Origin of the sequence: Streptomyces sp. SP18CS02 (assembly GCF_036322365.1) — a bacterium.
GTDB lineage: Bacteria > Actinomycetota > Actinomycetes > Streptomycetales > Streptomycetaceae > Streptomyces.
In genome coordinates this window covers 63,420-82,856 of the sequence record NZ_JAQYXC010000252.1, presented here as the reverse complement: position 1 = coordinate 82,856, position 19,437 = coordinate 63,420, and the positions used below count along the sequence as shown (strand labels likewise).

The 19,437-nt window shown below is 72.8% G+C and carries 14 protein-coding genes; 10 read left to right on the top strand and 4 right to left on the bottom strand.

Annotated features, from left to right (window positions below):
* The first annotated feature begins 240 nt into the window (after nt 1–240).
* The 5 genes from PUR26_RS03945 (at nt 241) to PUR26_RS03925 (ending at nt 8,192) form a co-directional block, all read left to right on the top strand.
* Nucleotides 241–1,632: a DUF4192 domain-containing protein gene (locus PUR26_RS03945; protein WP_329869241.1), complete on the top strand. Its 1,392-nt coding sequence runs from the start codon at nt 241–243 to the stop codon at nt 1,630–1,632.
* Between the two features lie 116 nt (nt 1,633–1,748).
* Nucleotides 1,749–3,800, top strand: coding sequence for a glycogen debranching N-terminal domain-containing protein (locus PUR26_RS03940; protein WP_329869239.1), 2,052 nt, complete (start codon nt 1,749–1,751; stop codon nt 3,798–3,800).
* Between the two features lie 97 nt (nt 3,801–3,897).
* Complete coding sequence (locus tag PUR26_RS03935) at nt 3,898–4,668, top strand: NUDIX hydrolase (RefSeq protein ID WP_329869238.1); 771 nt, start codon at nt 3,898–3,900, stop codon at nt 4,666–4,668.
* 602 nt (nt 4,669–5,270) lie between these two features.
* On the top strand, nt 5,271–7,145 hold the full coding sequence (locus tag PUR26_RS03930) for an ATP-binding cassette domain-containing protein (protein ID WP_329869236.1): 1,875 nt from the start codon (nt 5,271–5,273) through the stop codon (nt 7,143–7,145).
* A gap of 105 nt (nt 7,146–7,250) precedes the next feature.
* Entirely contained in the window at nt 7,251–8,192 is a 942-nt protein-coding gene (locus tag PUR26_RS03925; protein ID WP_329869234.1) for a FadR/GntR family transcriptional regulator, read from the top strand.
* A 285-nt stretch (nt 8,193–8,477) separates the two neighbouring features.
* On the opposite strand, the gene PUR26_RS03920 is transcribed toward PUR26_RS03925, so the two are convergent.
* Entirely contained in the window at nt 8,478–8,645 is a 168-nt protein-coding gene (locus PUR26_RS03920; RefSeq protein ID WP_179166852.1) for a hypothetical protein, read from the bottom strand.
* Here PUR26_RS03920 and PUR26_RS03915 point away from each other — a divergent pair.
* Nucleotides 8,578–10,116: an RNA polymerase sigma factor gene (locus PUR26_RS03915; RefSeq protein ID WP_329869232.1), complete on the top strand. Its 1,539-nt coding sequence runs from the start codon at nt 8,578–8,580 to the stop codon at nt 10,114–10,116. The genes PUR26_RS03920 and PUR26_RS03915 overlap by 68 nt on opposite strands.
* Before the next feature lie 189 nt (nt 10,117–10,305).
* A complete protein-coding gene (locus tag PUR26_RS03910) occupies nt 10,306–11,121 on the top strand; it encodes a S1 family peptidase (protein ID WP_329869231.1) in 816 nt (271 codons plus the stop codon).
* A 536-nt stretch (nt 11,122–11,657) separates the two neighbouring features.
* Here the strand turns inward: PUR26_RS03910 and PUR26_RS03905 are convergent.
* On the bottom strand, nt 11,658–11,888 hold the full coding sequence (locus PUR26_RS03905; protein ID WP_329869229.1) for a DUF7455 domain-containing protein: 231 nt from the start codon (nt 11,886–11,888) through the stop codon (nt 11,658–11,660).
* A 433-nt stretch (nt 11,889–12,321) separates the two neighbouring features.
* Here PUR26_RS03905 and PUR26_RS03900 point away from each other — a divergent pair, with 433 nt between their 5' ends.
* From PUR26_RS03900 to PUR26_RS03890, 3 genes are all read left to right on the top strand, one after another.
* Nucleotides 12,322–14,439, top strand: a complete 2,118-nt coding sequence (locus PUR26_RS03900; protein ID WP_329869227.1) for a DNA gyrase/topoisomerase IV subunit B — start codon at nt 12,322–12,324, stop codon at nt 14,437–14,439.
* Between the two features lie 318 nt (nt 14,440–14,757).
* A complete protein-coding gene (locus PUR26_RS03895; RefSeq protein WP_329869225.1) occupies nt 14,758–15,249 on the top strand; it encodes a DUF485 domain-containing protein in 492 nt (163 codons plus the stop codon).
* Nucleotides 15,246–16,841: a solute symporter family protein gene (locus PUR26_RS03890; protein WP_329869224.1), complete on the top strand. Its 1,596-nt coding sequence runs from the start codon at nt 15,246–15,248 to the stop codon at nt 16,839–16,841. The genes PUR26_RS03895 and PUR26_RS03890 overlap by 4 nt, the downstream gene beginning before the upstream one ends.
* Before the next feature lie 41 nt (nt 16,842–16,882).
* Here the strand turns inward: PUR26_RS03890 and PUR26_RS03885 are convergent, their stop codons facing one another.
* Together PUR26_RS03885 and PUR26_RS03880 are read right to left on the bottom strand one after the other, a co-directional pair.
* The gene (locus PUR26_RS03885) at nt 16,883–17,563 is read right to left on the bottom strand and encodes a DUF7342 family protein (protein WP_329869223.1); all 681 of its coding nucleotides are present in this window, start codon (nt 17,561–17,563) and stop codon (nt 16,883–16,885) included.
* Nucleotides 17,560–19,326, bottom strand: coding sequence for a sensor histidine kinase (locus PUR26_RS03880; protein ID WP_329869222.1), 1,767 nt, complete (start codon nt 19,324–19,326; stop codon nt 17,560–17,562). Before PUR26_RS03880 ends, PUR26_RS03885 begins: the two co-directional genes overlap by 4 nt.
* Nucleotides 19,327–19,437 lie beyond the last annotated feature (111 nt).

Here is a 19,437-nt window from a genome sequence, read left to right as displayed (position 1 = left end):
GGCGGCCCGGGGAGCACTCGTCGGCCTGGAGGCCCTGGAGGCCCGGGGCCCTGAAAACCCTGGGCCCTGAAAACCCTGAGATCCCTGGAAACCCTGAGGCCCTGGAAACCCTGGGGGCCGAGCCGCCGTGCGGCCTGTACCAGCCGGGCGCAGGGGTGCGCGAGCACGGCCAGCCGGCCTGTGGACAACGTTATCCACAGGGGTCGACGCTTCCTCGGTGCCTGCGGGACGGTCGTGACCATGAACAAGCATCACGACACCACCGGATCCACCGACCGGCAGCAGATCACCCTGCGGGGCCCGGCCGAACTGGCCGACGCCCTGCCCTACATGCTGGGTTACCACCCGACCGACTCGGTCGTGGTCGTGGCCCTCCACGGCGACCGCGGCCGCTTCGGCGGCCGGGTCAGGCTCGGCATTCCGCGCTCGCCGCGCGAGTGGGCGCCGGTCGCCGATCAGCTCGCCGAGTGCCTCGTCGAGGGCTGCGAACGGCGCGGCTCACGGCCCGACGGGATCGTCGTCTTCCTCTGCCAGGACCCGGCCGGGGACGAGACCGGCCGGCACGTCATGGAGCGGCTGCGCCCGCTCGCCCAGCGGCTGCGCACGGCCTGCGGCGCCCTCGACGTCCCCGTGTACGAGGCGCTCTGCATCTCCGACGGCCGCTTCTGGTCGTACTGCTGCCCCGACACCCGCTGCTGCCCGTCCGAGGGCAACGTCATGGCCCTCCCCGGGACGTCGGTGATGGCCGCCGCAGCGGCGTACGCGGGCATCCAGGTGCGCGGCTCCCTGCGGGACATGGAGCGGAGGCTGCGCCCCTCGCCGGTGGCCGGGGACGACCAGGAGCGGGCCCTGGACACGGCCAGCGCGGCCCTGGTGCCCCGCATCCTCGACGGGGACGGCCGCGAAGAGGTGCGGGCCGGGACGGTGCGGCTCGCGCGAGGCCTCATGGAGCGGCTGACCGGGCGCGCGGGGGCCACGGACCCGGTCGCGGCCGACGCCGAGGACGACGCGCTGATCGACCACGAGGAGGCAGCCGCGCTCATTCTGGGCCTGCAGGACAGGGAGACCCGGGACCGGGCGGCGGAGTGGATGGAGGGACCGGAGGCGGGCCCCGCGCTGCGGCTGTGGCGGGCGCTGGCCCGCCGCTGTGCCGGCTCCTACGCCGAACACGCGGCCGCGCCCCTGACCCTGGCCGGCTGGGTGGCCTGGTCGACCGGCGACGAACCGGGCGCGCGCGTCGCGCTGGGCCTCGCCCTGGAGGCGGATCCCGAGTACGTCTTCGCCAGGCTGCTGCACCAGGCGTGCAACGAGAGCCTCGACCCGGAGGAGTTGCGACGGTGCCTGCGTGAGGAGCGTGAGGCCAGGAACGGCCCCGACGCTCCGGCCGGTCACGGCCGGCGGGAGCGAGGACACCCCACCGTGCCGACGGCCCCCGGAGCCCGGGCGGCGGCGCCCGGGACCGGCGGGGCCGGCCGCAGGCCCCGCACCCGATCGGTGCGGCCCGGCGCCGTCACCAGGAAGGGCACGCCGTCCGCCACCTCCCCCGCCCGGCCTCCCGCCCGAGGCGCGGCGCGCACCTCTCCGCGTGCCGCCCGACGCGGCGGGCCGCGCGGAACCGGGAGCGGGCGGTGACGACCGTGACCGGCGCACCAGGGGAGGCGTTCACCTGTACGGCGGAGTCGTCCGACCCGTGCCGCCGCACCCCGCAGCGGCTGTCCGGAGCGCACAGAAGGCGCAGCAGACCACCCATGGACCTCACCGTTGTCTCCCAGGCGCCGCAGCAGCCGTTCCGGCAGCCGTCCGGCGCCGGACTCGCGCCACCGAACCGGGGACGGCCCGGCCAACTGCCGCCCGTCCACCACGCCCTCCTCTGTGTCGCTCTGCCCTGCCTGGCGGTCTCGGCCGAGCACGGCCAGCTCACCGGGCAGGGACTCGAAGGGGTCTATCAGGCCGGCCGCCGCCTCCTCTCGCGCTCCCGGCTGCGGGTCTTCGGCCGTGAACCGGTCACCGTCCAGGCGCGCCTCGTCTCCGCCGACACTGCCCGCTTCATCGCGGTCGTGCACACCCCCGCCGACCCCGGGCCCGACCCCGGCGTCACGATCGAGCGGACCAGGGACGCCGAAGGGACCGAACGCATCACGTTCCGCAGCAGCGCGGGCCGCACCGTCCGGCTTCCCGTGGAGATGGCCCTCGGCACCGACCTCGCGGACCTGGCGGCCGTCGCCGCCGGACGCCCTGGACCCGAACTGCGCGCCAGCGTCCACACCTCGGGCATGCGCTGGTCGGCCTCCGACGGCAGGCTCTCCGTCATCACCGCCGAGCCCGCTCCCAAGGACGCGCTGGCTTCCGCCGGGCTGCTCCGCTGGGAGCTCGCGCTGGAGCCCGGTGCCGCCCGCACCATCGAGCTGCGTGTCCGCTCCGCCCGCCCGGTACGTCCCGCCGGCCGGACCGGGGCACCCGGTGGGGCCGGCGGGCAGAGCCTGTCCGACGCCCGCGCCGAAGGCGACGACCCTCGCGTGGAGCGGTTCCTCCGGAGCGGCATCGAGGACCTGCGGGCCCTCCTGCTGCGCGATCCGGCCCGGCCCGCCGACCTGTACCCCGCGGCCGGGGTGCCGTGGCGCAGCGGGCCCGCTCCGGCCGAGTCCCTCTGGGCCGCCCGCATGGCGCTGCCGCTGGGCACCCGGCTCGCCACCGCCACGCTCCGCGTCCTCGCCCGCACCCAGCTCACCCGACGAGGTCCCGGCTCGGGGCGCATCCCGGGGCCGCTCCGGGACTCCGGCCCGCACCTGCCGCCCGGCTGCACCGGTGTCGAGGCGACCCTCGCCTTCCCCGCCGTCCTCGCCGAGGCGTGGCGCTGGGGCATGCCCGACCAGGAGCTGGCCGAGCTGCTCCCGGCGGCCGAGCGCTGCCTCGAGTGGCTCCGGTCCGCCACGGGCGCGGACGGCCTGGTTCGCGAACCGGGACCCCCCGGACTCCGGCGTGCCGACTCCCAGGCGCACGCCCACCGGGCCGCCCTGCTCGGCGCCGACCTCCTGGAGGCCTGCGGCCGTCCGGGGGCCGAGGAATGGCGCGACCGGGCGCGCGCCCTGCGCCACCGCTTCCGGGAGGACTTCTGGCTGGACGACCGCGCGGGCGGCCGTCCGGCCGCCGCCCGCACCGCCGACGGGAGGCTCCTGCCCCACCTGGGCGCGAGCGCCGCGCACCTTCTGGACACCGGTCTGCTCGGCCGCGGCCGGTACGCCGACGGCCTGCTGGACAAGGTGCAGACGGAGCAGGTGGCGAGGCTGCTCGGGAGCCCCGCCATGGATTCCGGCTGGGGACTGCGCAGTCTCGGGTCCAAGGAGCCCGGGCACAACCCCTTCGGCCACCGCGCGGGGGCCGTCCGGGTGCACGAGACGGCCGTCGCCGTCGCGGGTCTCGCCGCCGCGGGCTACGAGAAGGAGGCCGGCTCCCTGCTCCGCGGTCTGCTCGACGCCGCCGAGGCGTTCGCGTACCGGCTGCCCGAGATGTACGCGGGGGAGCAGCGCGTGACCGGAGGCGTCCCGGCACCGCACCCGGCCGCCTGCCGCCCGGCGGCCGTGGCCTCGGCCGCCGCCGTCCGGACACTGACCGCGCTCTGCGGGATCCGGCCCGACGTCCCCGCCCGGACGGTCGCGCTGCACCCCGTGCGGAGCGCCCCACTGGGGGCGATCGGACTGTCAGGGCTGCGCGTCGCGGGGGAGCCGTTCGCGGTGCGGGTCAGCAGGATGGGGCTGGGCATGGTCGAGGAGGCCGCTGGTGGCCTCCAGTTGGGGGTATGAGCGGGTGCGTGCCGTGGGCATCGGACGAGCGGAGGAAGAGAGCATGCTGATCGACGAGGGGCGTGTTTATCGTCAAGCAGACGACTATGATCACGGCATGTCTCCCTACGACCCGTCGGCCTTTCCGCCCTTCGCCGTGACCGTCGACCTGGTCGTCCTCACGGTCCGCCGTCACGCTTTGTGCGCGCTGGTCGTGCGGCGCGGGGAGTCGCCGTTCCAGGGGCGATGGGCACTGCCCGGAGGCTTCGTACGGGCCGACGAGGACCTGGGCGCCGCCGCGGCGCGCGAGCTGGCCGAGGAGACGGGGCTGTCCGCGCACGACCCCGCCGCCCCGCTGCCCGCGCACGGGAACGGCGCCCATCTCGAACAGCTCGCCACCTACGGGGACCCCAAGCGAGACCCCCGTATGAGGGTCGTCAGCGTCGCCCACCTCGCGCTCGCCCCCGACCTTCCGGCGCCCCGCGCGGGCGGCGACGCCAACAGCGTGCGCTGGGCCCCCGTCGAGGCGCTGCTCGAGCAGGAGTCCGGTTCCGGTCCGGACGAGGAGCAGCCCGCCCCGCTCGCCTTCGACCACGCGCAGATCCTGGCCGACGGCGTCGAGCGGGCCCGCTCCAAGATCGAGTACTCGTCGCTGGCCACCGCCTTCTGCCCGCCGGAGTTCACCGTGGGCGAGCTGCGGCGGGTGTACGAGGCGGTCTGGGGCGTCGCCCTCGATCCCCGTAACTTCCACCGCAAGGTGACCGGCACGCCAGGGTTCCTGGTGCCCTCCGGAGGCACCACGACCCGGCAGGGCGGCCGCCCCGCGCAGCTCTTCCGCGCGGGTGGGGCGACCGTGCTCAACCCGCCCATGCTGCGTCCCGAGGTCTGACCCGCGCCGCACCGCCTCCCCCAGCCGGCCACGCGGTCGCCCCTCCCCGGTCGGGCCCCCCGGCCGGCGCCGAAGGGATGGCGTCCCCCGCCCGCCCAGCGGGGCCCGACGGGCCCTTGAGGCCGCTCGGGCGCCCCTTGCGGCCCCGACAGCCCCGACGGGCGGCCAAGGGTGGTACGGGCGCCCGGACGCCCGCTCAGGCCCGCACAGGGCGCCGTACGGAGGCCCGGCGCGGGAGCCGAACCACCGGGTGGCGCCACGGCCGATGACCGACAGCCGCGGTGGGACCCTCCGCCCAGCCGTCGTCCGTCATCTGTCATCCGTCGCGCGTCGTGCCGTCGTGCGGCACGGACCAGCCACCGTCCTGCCCTCGCCGTCGGGCCCTCGCCGTCGGGCCCTCTGTTCGGCCGCCGTCCCCGTCGTCCCCGCCGTCACTGTCGTCGTCAGCCGTCCGGCGCGAACCACTCACCGCCCGTCCTGTCATGGGCCGGCCGGCCGACACCCGTGCTCATCGGCGCTGCGCAAAAAGTCTGAAATGTCGCGTTATCTTTTCTGCGGTACCCGCCCTGCCGCCGAGCGGTCTCACCTATCGCGGGAGAAGCATGCTCCAGGCAATCGGACTCACCAGCGCCCCCCGAGGGGACCGCCCGCCCGCCGTCGACGACCTCTCCTTCGAAGCGCGGGCCGGGCAGGTCACCGCGCTCCTCGGCGGCCCCGGCTCCGGCAGGACCACCGCCCTGCGGCTGATGCTCGAACTCGAACCGGGCCGCGGGGTCACCTTCTTCCGGGGCCGGCCGCTCCATCGCATCGCCCATCCCGCGCGGGAGGTGGGGGCGCTCTTCGGCGATGTGCCGGGTCATCCGGCGCGTACCGCCCGCGGCCAGCTCCGCATGCTGTGCGCCGCGGCAGGTGTTCCCGCCTCCCGGGCCGACGTCATGCTCGACGTCGTGGGCCTGACCGGACTGCACGGCCAGCGCCTCGGCGCCCTCTCCGTCGGTATGGAGCGCCGTCTCGGCCTGGCCTGCGTGCTGTTGGGAGATCCGCACACACTCCTGCTCGACGAGCCGGCCGCCGGTCTCTCACCGCGCGAGAGCGGCTGGCTGTACGGTCTGCTGCGCGCCCATGCCGACCGGGGCGGCACCGTCCTCTGCACCACGGGCGACCCCAAGGAGGCCGCCCGTGTGGCGGACCGGGTCGTCACCGTGGACAAGGGGCGGCTGGTCGCGGACCAGGAGGCGTCGGCCTTCGCGCGGACCCGGCTGCGCCCCCGGGTGGCCGTTCGCACCCCCCACGCCGCCCGCCTCGCCTCGCTCGTCAGCCGCGAGGCGCGCGCCGCCCGGGAATCCGTCGAAGTGGTCGTGGAGGGGGGCGCCCGCCTGTCCGTCTACGGCAGCGACTGCGCCAGGATCGGTGAAACGGCGTTCCGGCACGGCGTCCTCCTCCATCGGCTGGCCGAGGAGACGGGGGACCCCGACCCCGTGCCCCTCCCGCCCCCGGCACCCCCGGCAGGAGCAGGAGCAGGAGCAGGAGCAGGAGCAGGAGCGGGGGCGGGGGCGGGGAGGGCGGTGGACGCCCCGCCCCGCGCCGTCGGCGCCCCGCCCCGCACCGTCGGCGTGCGGTCCCGCACCGCGGGCGTGGTACCGCGCCCCGCACGGGCGCGGGCCGCGCCCGTGCTCCCGCCGCCCCCGCCCGCGCTCAAGCCCCTGCGCAGTCCGCTGAGGCCGGTCCGGTACGAGCTCCGCCGCCTCCTGGGCGTACCGACCACCGCCCTGACCGTCGCCGCGGTGCTCGCCGTGTCGGTGGTCCTGGCCGTCCTGCTGGCCCGCACCGGCCGCACGGCGCTGCCCGCCGCCGTCGCCGCCTGGCCCGGTCTGCTTCCGCTGCCGCCCGCCGCCTTCGGCGCGGGCCTGCTCGGCGCCTTCTCGTTCGGCGACGAGTACCGCTACCCCGCACTGACGAGCGGCCGGGGCGCCGTGCCGCGCCGCCTCGGTCTGCTCCTCGCCAAGCTGACGGTCTCCGCCGTGACCGCGCTGACGCTCGCCCTGGCCGTCGCGGTGGCGGATCTGGGGGTCCTGAAGCTGGTATATGGAGGTGAGGTGATTTTCGTCCCGGATGACTGGCCGTCGCTCTGCGCGGGCTGGGTGGGTCTTTCGGTCGGCTGCGCCTGGGCCGGGCTCCTCGCGGCGGGGGTCTTCAGGGTCGCCGCCGCCGGGGTCGCCGCGGTCCTCGCCGTACCGGTCCTGGTGGCCCCCGTCGTACAGAAGACACTGGTGGGACCCTCTGCGCGTTCGGTCGCGGGACTGCCCGGGCGGCTGCGCGAGCTGAGCCGGACGCAGTGGCCGTACGAGGCGGACCGGTGGCTGATGGGTGCGGTACGGGTGGTGGGTCAACCGGTCGGAACAGCGCTGGTGTTGTCGCTGACCGCTCTGATCTGCGCCTATCTGCTCACGGGGCTGCGCCGCAGGGCGCGTTGGTGACCGGTCGGTGACCAAAGCGCTTCAAACGGTCACAGGGTTCTTGCAAACTGCCCGCTTCCTTACGTTTGGCGTCAATTGGAGAGCGAGCGCCGATCACCCTTTCGTGTGCTTTTCACCAAAGACCTCAAGGGCCGTGGAAGCGGCGCCGACAAAGGATGCGTGAGTACCCTTGCGCACACCATGATGACCGCCGCCCGCCCCATGGACACCGGCCTCGCGGCCCAGGGCGGGCTCGACCGCTACCCCTACGCCGAAGCGCCCGGCGCCGACCGCGCCGGCCCGTCGGCGTGGGAGGGCGCCGACGCGGAGTTGGGCCGGGTGGGCCGACGGGCGGCGGGCAGCCGCGGCCGCGGGCTGCACGGCCAACTCGTCCAGCAGCTCGGCCAGATGATCGTTTCCGGAGACCTCGGCGCCGACCGGCCGCTCGTTCCCGAGGAGATCGGCCAGCGTTTCGAGGTCTCCCGCACCGTCGTACGGGAGTCGCTGCGCGTTCTCGAGGCCAAGGGTCTCGTCAGCGCCCGCCCGAACGTCGGCACCCGGGTCCGTCCGGTCAGTGACTGGAACCTGCTCGACCCCGACATCATCGAGTGGCGTGCCTACGGGCCGCAGCGCGACGACCAGCGCCGTGAGCTCGCCGAGCTGCGCTGGATGATCGAGCCGCTCGCCGCCCGTCTCGCGGCCGGACACGGCCGGGAGGACGTCCAGCAGCGCCTCGGCGACATGGTCGAGATCATGGGCCATGCCTTCGCTCAGGGTGACGTGATCACCTTCTCGCGAGCCGATGCCGAGTTCCACTCGCTGCTGATCCAGCTCGCGGGAAACCGGATGCTCGAGCACCTCTCCGGCATCGTCTCGGCGGCCCTCCAGGTCTCCGGCTCCCCGGTCGTCAGCTGTGACCGGCCCAGCGAGCCCTGCGTGACCCACCACGCCCGCCTCATCGACGCCCTGGCCGCCGGTGACCCCCACGCCGCCGAGATGGCCATGCGCCAGGTGCTGACGGTGCACCCGGAGGTGGAGCGCGTCGTGCCCGCTCCGCGCGAGCACTGAGCCGCCGGACGTGGCGGGATGTCCGTAGCCGCGCTCGGCGGTGCGCGGATCGGTACGGGCGCTGTGTGTCGCCGGGCCCGCGCGGGTAACCGTGGGATGTGTCCGAAGGATCCGGCGACTCGAATGCGGGGTTACCTCCAGGGTTGGTCGTTTCGTACCGTATGAGGTGTGACTCGGGCCACGCAGATTGGGCGTAACACTCCTCGAAGCCCTGCGATGACCTAAGAGGTAACAGCCGAGGAAGGAATACAGCCGCCGTTCATGGCGCTGTGTGAGTTCCTGGCTTCAGCCCGCGTCGTCGGCACATCCCCAGCCGACGGTCGTCGGCTCCGGCCCGATCATGGGCGGGGCCGGAAGCCGTTTCCATCGTTCCGAGAGGTTGTTCGTGTCGGCCAGCACATCCCGTACGCTCCCGCCGGAGATCGCCGAGTCCGAGTCTGTGATGGCGCTCATCGAGCGGGGAAAGGCTGATGGGCAGATCGCCGGCGATGACGTGCGTCGGGCCTTCGAGGCTGACCAGATTCCGCCAACCCAGTGGAAGAATGTTCTGCGCAGCCTCAATCAGATCCTCGAGGAAGAGGGTGTGACGCTGATGGTCAGTGCAGCGGAGTCGCCGAAGCGCACCCGCAAGAGCGTCGCAGCGAAGAGCCCGGCAAAGCGCACCGCCACCAAGACCGTCACCGCCAAGACGACCGTGACGAGGTCGGTCGCGGCCCCGGCGGCCCAGAGCGCTGACGCCCCGGCCGACGAGGCCGGTGCTCCGGCCAAGAAGGCGGCCGCGAAGAAGACCGCCGCCAAGAAGACGGCGGTGAAGAAGACCGCCGCCAAGAAGACCACCGCCAAGAAGACCGCGGGCAAGAAGGACGCCGAAGAGGTCCTCGAGGGCGAAGAGCTGCTCGACGACGTCCAGCCGGGCAAGGGCGAGGACGAAGAGGCCGAGGGCGAGAACAAGGGCTTCGTCCTGTCCGACGAGGACGAGGACGACGCGCCCGCGCAGCAGGTGGCCGTCGCCGGCGCCACCGCCGACCCGGTCAAGGACTACCTGAAGCAGATCGGTAAGGTCCCGCTGCTCAACGCCGAGCAGGAGGTCGAGCTCGCCAAGCGCATCGAGGCCGGTCTGTTCGCCGAGGACAAGCTGGCGAACTCCGACAAGCTGGCGCCGAAGCTCAAGCGCGAGCTGGAGATCATCGCCGAGGACGGGCGCCGCGCCAAGAACCACCTCCTGGAGGCCAACCTCCGTCTGGTGGTCTCGCTGGCCAAGCGTTACACCGGCCGCGGCATGCTCTTCCTGGACCTGATCCAGGAGGGCAACCTCGGTCTGATCCGCGCGGTCGAGAAGTTCGACTACACCAAGGGCTACAAGTTCTCCACGTACGCCACCTGGTGGATCCGTCAGGCGATCACCCGCGCCATGGCCGACCAGGCCCGCACCATCCGTATCCCGGTGCACATGGTCGAGGTCATCAACAAGCTCGCGCGCGTTCAGCGCCAGATGCTCCAGGACCTGGGCCGTGAGCCCACCCCGGAGGAGCTGGCCAAGGAACTCGACATGACCCCCGAGAAGGTCATCGAGGTCCAGAAGTACGGTCGTGAGCCCATCTCGCTGCACACCCCGCTCGGCGAGGACGGCGACAGCGAGTTCGGTGACCTGATCGAGGACTCCGAGGCGGTCGTGCCGGCCGACGCGGTCAGCTTCACGCTCCTCCAGGAGCAGCTGCACTCGGTGCTCGACACGCTCTCCGAGCGTGAGGCCGGCGTGGTCTCCATGCGCTTCGGTCTCACCGACGGTCAGCCGAAGACGCTGGACGAGATCGGCAAGGTCTACGGCGTGACCCGTGAGCGGATCCGCCAGATCGAGTCCAAGACCATGTCGAAGCTGCGTCACCCGTCGCGCTCGCAGGTCCTGCGCGACTACCTCGACTGATCGCACCGATCGAACGAGGCGGCGTACGGCGATCGCGTGAGGCGACCGCCCGGACGGGCGGACGGTACGGATCGGAGGGCCCGGTTTCCCGAGAGGGGAAGCCGGGCCCTCCGGCTGTGCGGGGGTGCGGGGCGGGGCGCGCTGGCCGACTCTGGGTGAACCTAGTTCACCGGAGAGTCAGGAGACCGCATGCGTCGTCTCATCAGCCGGAAGTGGACGGGAGCCGTGTCCCTGCTCGCGGCGGCCTTCCCCTCGCTCGGTGCCTCCCTGCCCACGGCGGCCGACAGCGTGGTCGTGGGGGGCCAGCCGGTCCGGGTCGCCGAAAGTCCCTGGGTGGTGGCACTGTCCAGCCGTGACCGGTTCGGGGGTATGCGGGCGGGCCAGTTCTGCGGAGGCGTGGTGGTGGCGCCGACCAAGGTGGTCACCGCCGCGCACTGCCTGGGGCCCGCGGTGCTGGGCACGGAGGCCGACGAGGTCCGTGACCTGACGGTCATCGCCGGGCGGTCCGACCTGAGCGGGACCGCCGGACAGGAGATCCGGGTGACCCGCATGTGGACCAGCCCGGCGTACGACCCCGCGTCCAACGCGGGCGATCTCGCCGTGCTGACCCTGGCCACCGCGCTGCCCCGGACGTACGTGATCCCGGTGGCGGGCCCCGGTGATCCGGCGTACCGGCCGGGCACGGCCGCGTCGGTGTACGGCTGGGGCGATACGACGGGCGGGGGCAGCTTCGCGGAGGGGCTGCGTGCCGCACGGGTACAGGTCCTGCCGGACGACGTCTGCGGGCGCGCCTATCCAGGAGGGTTCGGCGTGGCCTACCGGGCCTCGACCATGCTGTGCGCGGGGGGACCGCAGGGCGGCCAGGACGCCTGCCAGGGCGACAGCGGAGGCCCACTGGTGGCTCAGGGGAGGCTCATCGGCTTGGTGTCCTGGGGCAGCGGCTGCGGGCACGTCGACAGCCCGGGGGTGTACACCCGGGTCTCGGCGCTGCTGCCGGACGTCTGACCCGCCGGCGCTTCCGCACTCCGGAAAGCCGCAGGCACTCCGGAATCAGCAGGCACTACGGAAACTCGCAGGCCCGGCGGCCATCCCACGCTTACGCCCCTCGGACCTGCGCATTCAGTGGACCCGGGCGTCCGCCGGCCTTGCCGAGGCGGTCTCGGTGGGGCCGGCGCCCCCGGAGCCGTCGGCGGGCGGGCCGCCTCCGGCGCCCGGCCCCGCTGCGCCCGAGATCCGGGACACGGCCGACCCGAAACCGGTGCCGCTCCGGCACCGGGGGCGGTTTCCGGCCAGACTGGCTGCCATGATCGCGCCGCCTCCGAGCGGCCCGCGCCGAGGGTCCCCGGCGCCGCGCCGTCCTGTGCGCGCAGCAGCCCGCACGGAGCCGTACGGACGCTTGTCACGGCCCAGCCGCTCCCGATCGCCCCTGGTCAAGGTCCGGACGGCCCCCTGCATGAGAACGGGCGACCTCCCCCTTGGCTGCGGGGTGGCCGCCCATCGGCCGGTCGGCGCCGGCCCTTGGCTCGTCGTGGATGCGAGTGTCAGCGGTCCTCTTCGTCTGCGCTGGCCGGAGCGGTGGTGAGCCGGTCCGTCTCATCCTGTATTTCCGCGGCGATCTTCTTGAGTTCCGGCTCGAACTTGCGCCCATGGTGGGCGCAGAAGAGCAGCTCACCACCGCTGGTCAGCACGACGCGCAGATATGCCTGGGCGCCGCAGCGGTCGCAGCGGTCGGCGGCCGTCAGCGGGCTCGCGGGGGTCAGAACAGTAGTCACGTCGCCTCTTCTCTAGCTCGACGAGCTGTCGTACCAGGGTCAACATCCAACCAGGCCGAAAACGTTCCCGCTCGCGGCTTTTCCTCGAAAGTTTTTCCAAGGCGGCTGTCTGGTGACGGTTGGCGGCGAATGAGCCGTATTGCTGCGCTCTACGGATTTCGCGTTGCTTGTCAGGGTTGGCCCTCCCGGCTGGGTTGCCGGTTGTTCATGAGGACGTGCCCGGAGCCTAAATGGTTCATGCCTGGAAGGGAACGTGATGTGCACGTCACTCCATCGAGGGATCGAACACACATACGACGCTGGACTAGCATAAGTTTGCAACGAGGGTGGCGTGACAACGCCTCTACCTGGGCTCGGTACCCTCTGACCGGCGACAGACGCCGGGCCTTCACCCCCCTGGGCCAGATCCCGAATTCAGCGAGGAGCGAACCGCGTGACCGCCGAGACGTCCGTGCCGTCCAGTGCGCTGCTGACCGCAGACCGTGACGGTTCCAACTACACCGCGCGGCACCTGCTCGTACTCGAGGGGCTCGAGGCCGTTCGCAAGCGCCCCGGTATGTACATCGGGTCGACCGACAGCCGTGGCCTGATGCACTGCCTCTGGGAGATCATCGACAACTCGGTCGACGAGGCCCTCGGAGGGTACTGCGACCACATCGAGGTCATCCTGCACGACGACGCCTCCGTGGAGGTCCGCGACAACGGACGCGGCATCCCGGTCGACGTCGAACCCAAGACCGGCCTGTCCGGCGTCGAGGTCGTCATGACCAAGCTGCACGCCGGCGGCAAGTTCGGCGGCGGTTCGTACGCCGCGTCCGGCGGTCTGCACGGCGTGGGCGCCTCCGTGGTGAACGCCCTGTCGGCCCGGCTCGACGTCGAGGTCGACCGCAACAGCGCCACCCACTCGATCAGCTTCCGCCGCGGCGTTCCCGGCATGTTCACCGAGTCCGGTCCGGACGCGCCCTTCGACCCGGCGAACGGGCTCCTCAAGGGCAAGCGCGTACCGAAGGCCCGCACGGGTACCCGTGTGCGGTACTGGGCCGACCGGCAGATCTTCCTGAAGGACGCCAAGCTCTCCCTGGACCACCTCCACCAGCGCGCCCGCCAGACGGCCTTCCTGGTGCCCGGCCTGACCATCGTCGTGCGCGACGAACGCGGGCTCGACGGCGAGGGCAAGAGCGAGGAGACGTTCCGCTTCGACGGCGGAATCAGCGAGTTCTGCGAGTACCTGGCCCAGGACAAGGCCGTCTGCGACGTGCTGCGCCTCACCGGCCAGGGCACCTTCAAGGAGACCGTCCCCGTCCTCGACGAGCGCGGCCACATGACGCCCACCGAGGTCACCCGTGAGCTCGGCGTCGACATCGCCCTGCGCTGGGGCACCGGGTACGACACCAACCTCAAGTCGTTCGTGAACATCATCGCCACTCCCAAGGGCGGCACCCACGTCACCGGCTTCGAACGGTCGGTCACCAGGACGATGAACGAGGTGCTGCGCTCCGCCAAGCTGCTGCGCGTCGCCGAGGACGACATCGTCAAGGACGACGCCCTGGAGGGGCTCACCGCCGTGGTCACCGTGCGCCTCGCGGAGCCGCAGTTCGAGGGCCAGACCAAGGAAGTGCTCGGTACGTCGGCGGCCAACCGGATCGTCGCCAATGTGGTCGCCAAGGAGCTGAAGGCGTTCCTGACCTCCACCAGGCGCGACGCCAAGGCGCAGGCCCGCGCGGTGCTGGACAAGGCCGTCGCCGCCGCCCGCACCCGTATCGCCGCCCGCCAGCACAAGGAGGCGCAGCGCCGCAAGACCGCGCTGGAGACCTCCTCGCTGCCCGCGAAGCTGGCCGACTGCCGTAGCGACGACGTCGAGCGCAGCGAGCTCTTCATCGTGGAGGGCGACTCGGCGCTCGGCACGGCCAAGCTCGCCCGCAACAGCGAGTTCCAGGCCCTGCTGCCGATCCGCGGAAAGATCCTCAACGTTCAGAAGTCGTCCGTCTCGGACATGCTCAAGAACGCCGAGTGCGGGGCGATCATCCAGGTCATAGGGGCCGGTTCGGGCCGGACCTTCGACATCGACGCCGCCCGGTACGGAAAGATCGTGCTGCTCGTGGACGCCGATGTCGACGGCGCCCACATCCGCTGTCTGCTGCTGACGCTGTTCCAGCGCTACATGCGGCCGATGGTCGAGGCCGGCCGGGTCTTCGCCGCCGTACCGCCGCTGCACCGCATCGAACTGGTCCAGCCCAAGAAGGGCCAGGACAAGTACGTGTACACGTACTCGGACAACGAGCTGCGGCAGACGCTGCTGGAGTTCCAGCGCAAGAACGTGCGGTACAAGGACTCCATCCAGCGCTACAAGGGCCTCGGCGAGATGGACGCCGACCAGCTCGCGGAGACCACCATGGACCCGCGCCACCGCACGCTGCGGCGGATCAACATCGGGGACCTGGAGTCGTCGGAGCAGATCTTCGACCTGCTGATGGGCAATGACGTCGCCCCGCGCAAGGAGTTCATCACCAGCTCGGCGGCGACCCTGGACCGCTCGCGCATCGACGCCTGAGACCGCGTACCCGAGCGCGTACCCGAGACCGCGTAGGACGCCTGAGGCCCCCGCACGACGGGCGCGGCCCCACCCATAAGGGGCCGCGCCCCTCGTGCGTCCCGGGCCGGCGTGCTCCCGCCGCCCGGCCCGGCACAGACGCACGCCAGGGACGGCCCGGTACGGGCCGAGGACGTGGCCGGAGCGCCCTTCCGGCGCCCCCGGGGCCAACATCACCCGAAGGGGTGAAGAGAGCGAAGAGAAGAGTCCGGGATCTTCCCGGTCTGCCCATCCTTGTGCACGCGGCTGAAACGGTTCGCTGACAAGGAGAGTTGACCCGTGGAAAACAGGGAAGGACTCGACTCCGCGACCGTGCGGATCGATGACCCTTGGTACGACGCACTGGCCTCGGGCTGGGGGGAGCTCGACGGCACGGGCCCGCCCGCCGCCGTACCGCACCGGCCGGAGCAGCCGCAGCGACCCCACACCGCCACCGACATCTACCGGGAAGTGCAGCGCAGCGCGGCCTTCCAGGAGGTGCGCGGCCGGTACCTGAGGTTCGTCGTACCCGCCGGGCTGGCCTTCTTCGTCTGGTACCTCGCGTACGTGGTGGCCGCGACCACGGCCCCCGGACTGATGTCCCGTCCGGTCGCGGGCGCGGTGAACGTGGCGATGGTCGCCGGACTCGGGCAGTTCCTCACCACCTTCCTGCTGACCTGGGCGTACGCGCGCCATGCCCGGCTGCACCGCGACCGGGCGGCGCTGGACCTGCGCTGGGCCGTGTTCGACCGGGAGCACAGCAGGGCGACGACGAGGGGGAGCGGACGTTGAGCGGCGACCACCAGACCCTGGCGCTGCTGCTGTTCGGCGCGTTCGTCGCGGTGACCCTGGCGATCACGACCTGGGTGAGCCGCGACCGGCGCGGTTCGGCGGAGGAGTTCTACGCGGGGGGCCGGCTGTTCTCCCCCATGGAGAACGGTTTCGCCATCGCCGGCGACTACATGTCCGCCGCCTCCTTCCTCGGCATCTCCGGGCTGATCGCGCTGTACGGATACGACGGGATGCTGTACTCGGTCGGCTTCCTGGTGGCGTGGCTGGTGGTGCTGCTGCTGGTCGCCGAACTGGTGCGCAACTGCGGGCGGTTCACCCTCGCCGATGTCATCGTCGCGCGGATGCGCGAGCGGCCGGTCCGGATCGCGGCCGGCACGTCGTCCGTCGCCGTCTCCGTCCTCTACCTGGTGGCGCAGATGGTCGGTGCGGGAAGCCTGGTCGCGCTGCTGCTGGGCGGGACGAGCGAGGCCGCGCGCTCCTGGACGGTGATCGGCGTGGGCGCGCTGATGGTCGTCTACGTCTCGCTGGGCGGGATGCGGGCCACGACATGGATCCAGATCGTCAAGGCCGTGCTCCTCATCGCGGGCACCATCGGGCTCACCGTGCTCGTCCTGCTGCGCTTCCACGGCGACGTCGACCAGCTGCTCACCACCGCGGCCGACCGCAGCGGACACGGCAGGGAGTTCCTCTCGCCCGGACTCAGATACGGCGGGGATTGGATCGCGCGCCTGGACTTCATCAGCCTCGGCCTCGCGCTGGTCCTGGGCACGGCGGGGCTGCCGCACATCCTCTCCCGCTTCTACACCGTGCCGACCGCACGGGCGGCCCGCCGCTCGGTCGTCTGGTCGATCGGCCTCATCGGCGGTTTCTACCTCATGACGATCGTGCTGGGATTCGGCGCGGCCGCGGTCGTCGGTCCGGACGACGTGCGCGCGTCGAGCCCCGCCGGGAACACGGCCGTTCCCCTGCTCGCCCTGGACCTCGGCGGCGGAGCGGGCACGACCGGGGGAGCGGTGCTGTTCGCGGTGGTCGCCGCGGTGGCGTTCGCGACGATCCTGGCGGTCGTCGCGGGAGTCACGCTCGCCTCGTCCGCCTCGGTCGCACACGATCTGTACGCCTCGCTGAAGCGACGCCGGGCCGGCAAGCCGTACAGCGAGGTCAAGGTGGCGAGGATCGCCGCGGCCGGCATCGGCGCGGTCGCCATCGGCCTCGGGCTGCTCGCCCGGGACCTGAACGTGGCGTTCCTGGTCGGGCTCGCCTTCGCGGTCGCCGCCTCCGCCAATCTGCCCGTGCTGCTGTACTCGCTGTTCTGGCGCGGCTTCACCACCCGGGGAGCGGTCTGGTCGGTGTACGGCGGACTGGTCCCGTCCGTACTGCTGGTGGTGTTCTCGCCGGTCGTCTCCGGCACCCCGGAGTCGCTGTTCCCCGGGGCGGACTTCCGCCTCTTCCCGCTCCAGAACCCGGGCCTTCTCTCCATCCCGCTCGGCTTCCTGGCGGGCTGGCTCGGTACCGTCACCTCCGCCGAACCGCCGGACGAGGCGAAGCACGCGGAGGCGGAGGTACGCGCGCTGACGGGCGCGGGCGCGGTGTAGCGGCCGGGGGCGGCGCCCCGGAGGGGCAGGGGCGGAAGGGGTCAGACGCCCGTCACCCAGGCGTAGCGGTGCTCGGGCCGGCCCGTCTCACCGTACTTGAGGGAGAGCCGCACCCGGCCCGCCCGCTCCAGCAGCTTGAGATAGCGCTGGGCCGTCTGCCGGCTGACGCCCGCGCGTTCCGCGATCTCCTGTGCGGAGAGCGGGCCGTCCGCGGCCAGCAGCACCTGCCGTACGAGTTCGGCGGTGGTGGGGGAGTGGCCCTTGGGCAGGTCAGGGGCGCCCGAGCTCACCGACAGGGCGCCGAAGATGCGGTCCACCTCCGCCTGCTCCGCCTCGCCCCCGCCGTCCAGGGTGCGGCGCAGCGCCGCGTACGCCTCCAGCTTCGGGCGCAGGCCCCCGAGGTTGAACGGCTTCACCAGGTACTGGAGCGCGCCGTGGCGCATCGCCGCCTGGACGGTGGCCACGTCCCGAGCGGCGGTCACCATGATCACGTCGGTCTGGTGGCCGCGCCGGCGCAGCTCCCTGACCACCGCCAGTCCGTTCCCGTCCGGCAGGTAGTGGTCGAGCAGGATCAGGTCGACGGGCAGGTCCTCGACCCGGGCGAGCGCATCGGCGGCCGTATGGGCCACCGCGACGACCTGGAAGCCGGGCACCCTGCCGACGTACGCGGCGTTGATCTCCGCGACCCTGATGTCGTCGTCCACGACCAGAACGGTGATCATCGCGCCCCTCCCGGTGCGCTCGCCTCCGCCAGGGGCGCCTTCGGCTCGGCGAGGGCCTCCGGCAGGACCACGGTGAACTCGGCCCCGCCGTGGTCCGCGTCCATGCGGTCCGCGTCCGTACGGTCCGCGCCCCCGGCGCCTTCGTGCTCCGGCCCCTGGAGGCCCCCGCCCCGGGGGCCGCCCCCCGCCGCACCCACGTGTGCGCTGCCGCCCTGCCGTTCCGCCAGCCTGCGCACCATGGCCAGTCCCAGACCGCGCCGTCCGCCGTGCGCGGGGAGCTCCTTCGTGGACCACCCCTCCGTGAAGACCAGCTCGCGCCGCTCGGCGGGGACCCCCGGTCCGCTGTCCGTCACCCGCAGCACCACCGTGCTGCCCTCCGCCCGCAGATCGACCTCCACCCGCGGATCCGGCGAACCGGCCGCGGCGTCCAGCGCGTTGTCGACCAGGTTGCCGACGATCGTCACCAGCTCGCGCGGTTCCACCAGCCGGTCCGGCAGCAGCGTGCCGGGGGTGACCCGCAGCGACACCCCGCGTTCGGCCGCCACCGTCGCCTTTCCCACCAGCAGGGCGGCCACCAGCGGATCGTGCACCTTCTCGGTGACCTGCTCGGCCGTGGCCCGGTGCACGCCCACCACCTCGGTCACGTACGCGACCGCCTCCTCGTGCATCTCCAGTTCGAGCAGCCCGAGCAGGGTGTGCATCCGGTTGGCGTGCTCGTGGTCCTGGGCGCGCAGCGCGTCGATCAGGCCCCGGGTGGAGTCGAGCTCACGCCCCAGCCGCTCCAGCTCGGTGCGGTCGCGCAGGGTGGCGACGGCGCCCCCGTCGTCCGTCGGCATCCGGTTGGCGATCAGCACCCGCCGGCCGCGCACGGTCACCAGGTCCTCACCCGTGACCCGGCCCGCCAGCACGTCGCAGGTACGGCCTGCGCCGAGGACCTCCTCCAGCGGCCGGCCGGTGGCCTCCGGGCCGACGTCCAGCAGCCGCTGCGCCTCGTCGTTCATCAGCCGGATCCGCCCCGCCCCGTCCAGCGCGACGACGCCCTCGCGGATGCCGTGCAGCATCGCCTCGCGCTCGGCGAGCAGCGCCGAGATGTCGGAGAAGGCCAGGTCATGGGTCTGGCGCTGGAGGCGGCGGGAGATCAGATAGGCGGCCAGCGCCCCGACGGCCAGCGCCCCGCCCGCGTACGCGAACAGCCCCGGGATCGCGGCGAGCAGCCGGGCGCGGACGCTGTCGTACTCGATGCCGACCGACACCGCCCCGACGACCTCGCCGCCGGCCGTGCGCAGCGGCACCTTCCCGCGGGCCGAGCGCCCGAGTGTGCCGTTGTCGATCTCCATGACGTCCCGGCCGGCCAGGGCGTCGCTCGGGTCGGTGGAGACGACCTTGCCGATCTGGCCGGCGTCGGTGTGCGACCAGCGCACCCCCCGGCGGTCCATGACCACCACGTACTCGGCGCCGGTCTCCTTCCTGATCCGCTCCGCCTCGGCCTGCACCGGACCGTCGACGGCCGGCGGTGAGCCGAGCAGCTGGTCCGCGACCCCCGGGGACGCGGTGGTCTCGGCGATGGCGAGCGCCCGCCGCATCGCCTGGTCGTCGAGCTGAGCGCTGAGCGGGGCCAGGAACAGGCCGGTGGCCAGCACGGTGACACCGACGACGATGGCCAGCTGCATCAGCAGGACCTGGGAGAAGACCCGCCGCGGCCAGCCGAACCGCCGGCGTCGCGCGGGCGTGCGCGTGGGCGGGCGGGAGGGTCCGGGGCTCATGCAAGGAACGGTAAGCGGACGGGAGGCCATTCCGAAATGGCTACCGGGACCCGGGGGACGCGTGGCGGCGCAAGCGGCTTGCGTAATCCGCGGCTCATTTACGTCTTCCTG

What these genes read in the sequence shown, in the direction of transcription:
- PUR26_RS03945 (WP_329869241.1), top strand. Translation starts at nt 241, where the DNA reads ATGAACAAGCATCACGACACCACCGGATCCACCGACCGGCAGCAGATC.
- PUR26_RS03940 (WP_329869239.1), top strand. Translation starts at nt 1,749, where the DNA reads ATGGACCTCACCGTTGTCTCCCAGGCGCCGCAGCAGCCGTTCCGGCAG.
- PUR26_RS03935 (WP_329869238.1), top strand. Translation starts at nt 3,898, where the DNA reads ATGTCTCCCTACGACCCGTCGGCCTTTCCGCCCTTCGCCGTGACCGTC.
- PUR26_RS03930 (WP_329869236.1), top strand. Translation starts at nt 5,271, where the DNA reads ATGCTCCAGGCAATCGGACTCACCAGCGCCCCCCGAGGGGACCGCCCG.
- PUR26_RS03920 (WP_179166852.1), bottom strand. Translation starts at nt 8,645, where the DNA reads ATGAGCGCCATCACAGACTCGGACTCGGCGATCTCCGGCGGGAGCGTA.
- PUR26_RS03910 (WP_329869231.1), top strand. Translation starts at nt 10,306, where the DNA reads ATGCGTCGTCTCATCAGCCGGAAGTGGACGGGAGCCGTGTCCCTGCTC.
- PUR26_RS03885 (WP_329869223.1), bottom strand. Translation starts at nt 17,563, where the DNA reads ATGATCACCGTTCTGGTCGTGGACGACGACATCAGGGTCGCGGAGATC.
- PUR26_RS03880 (WP_329869222.1), bottom strand. Translation starts at nt 19,326, where the DNA reads ATGAGCCCCGGACCCTCCCGCCCGCCCACGCGCACGCCCGCGCGACGC.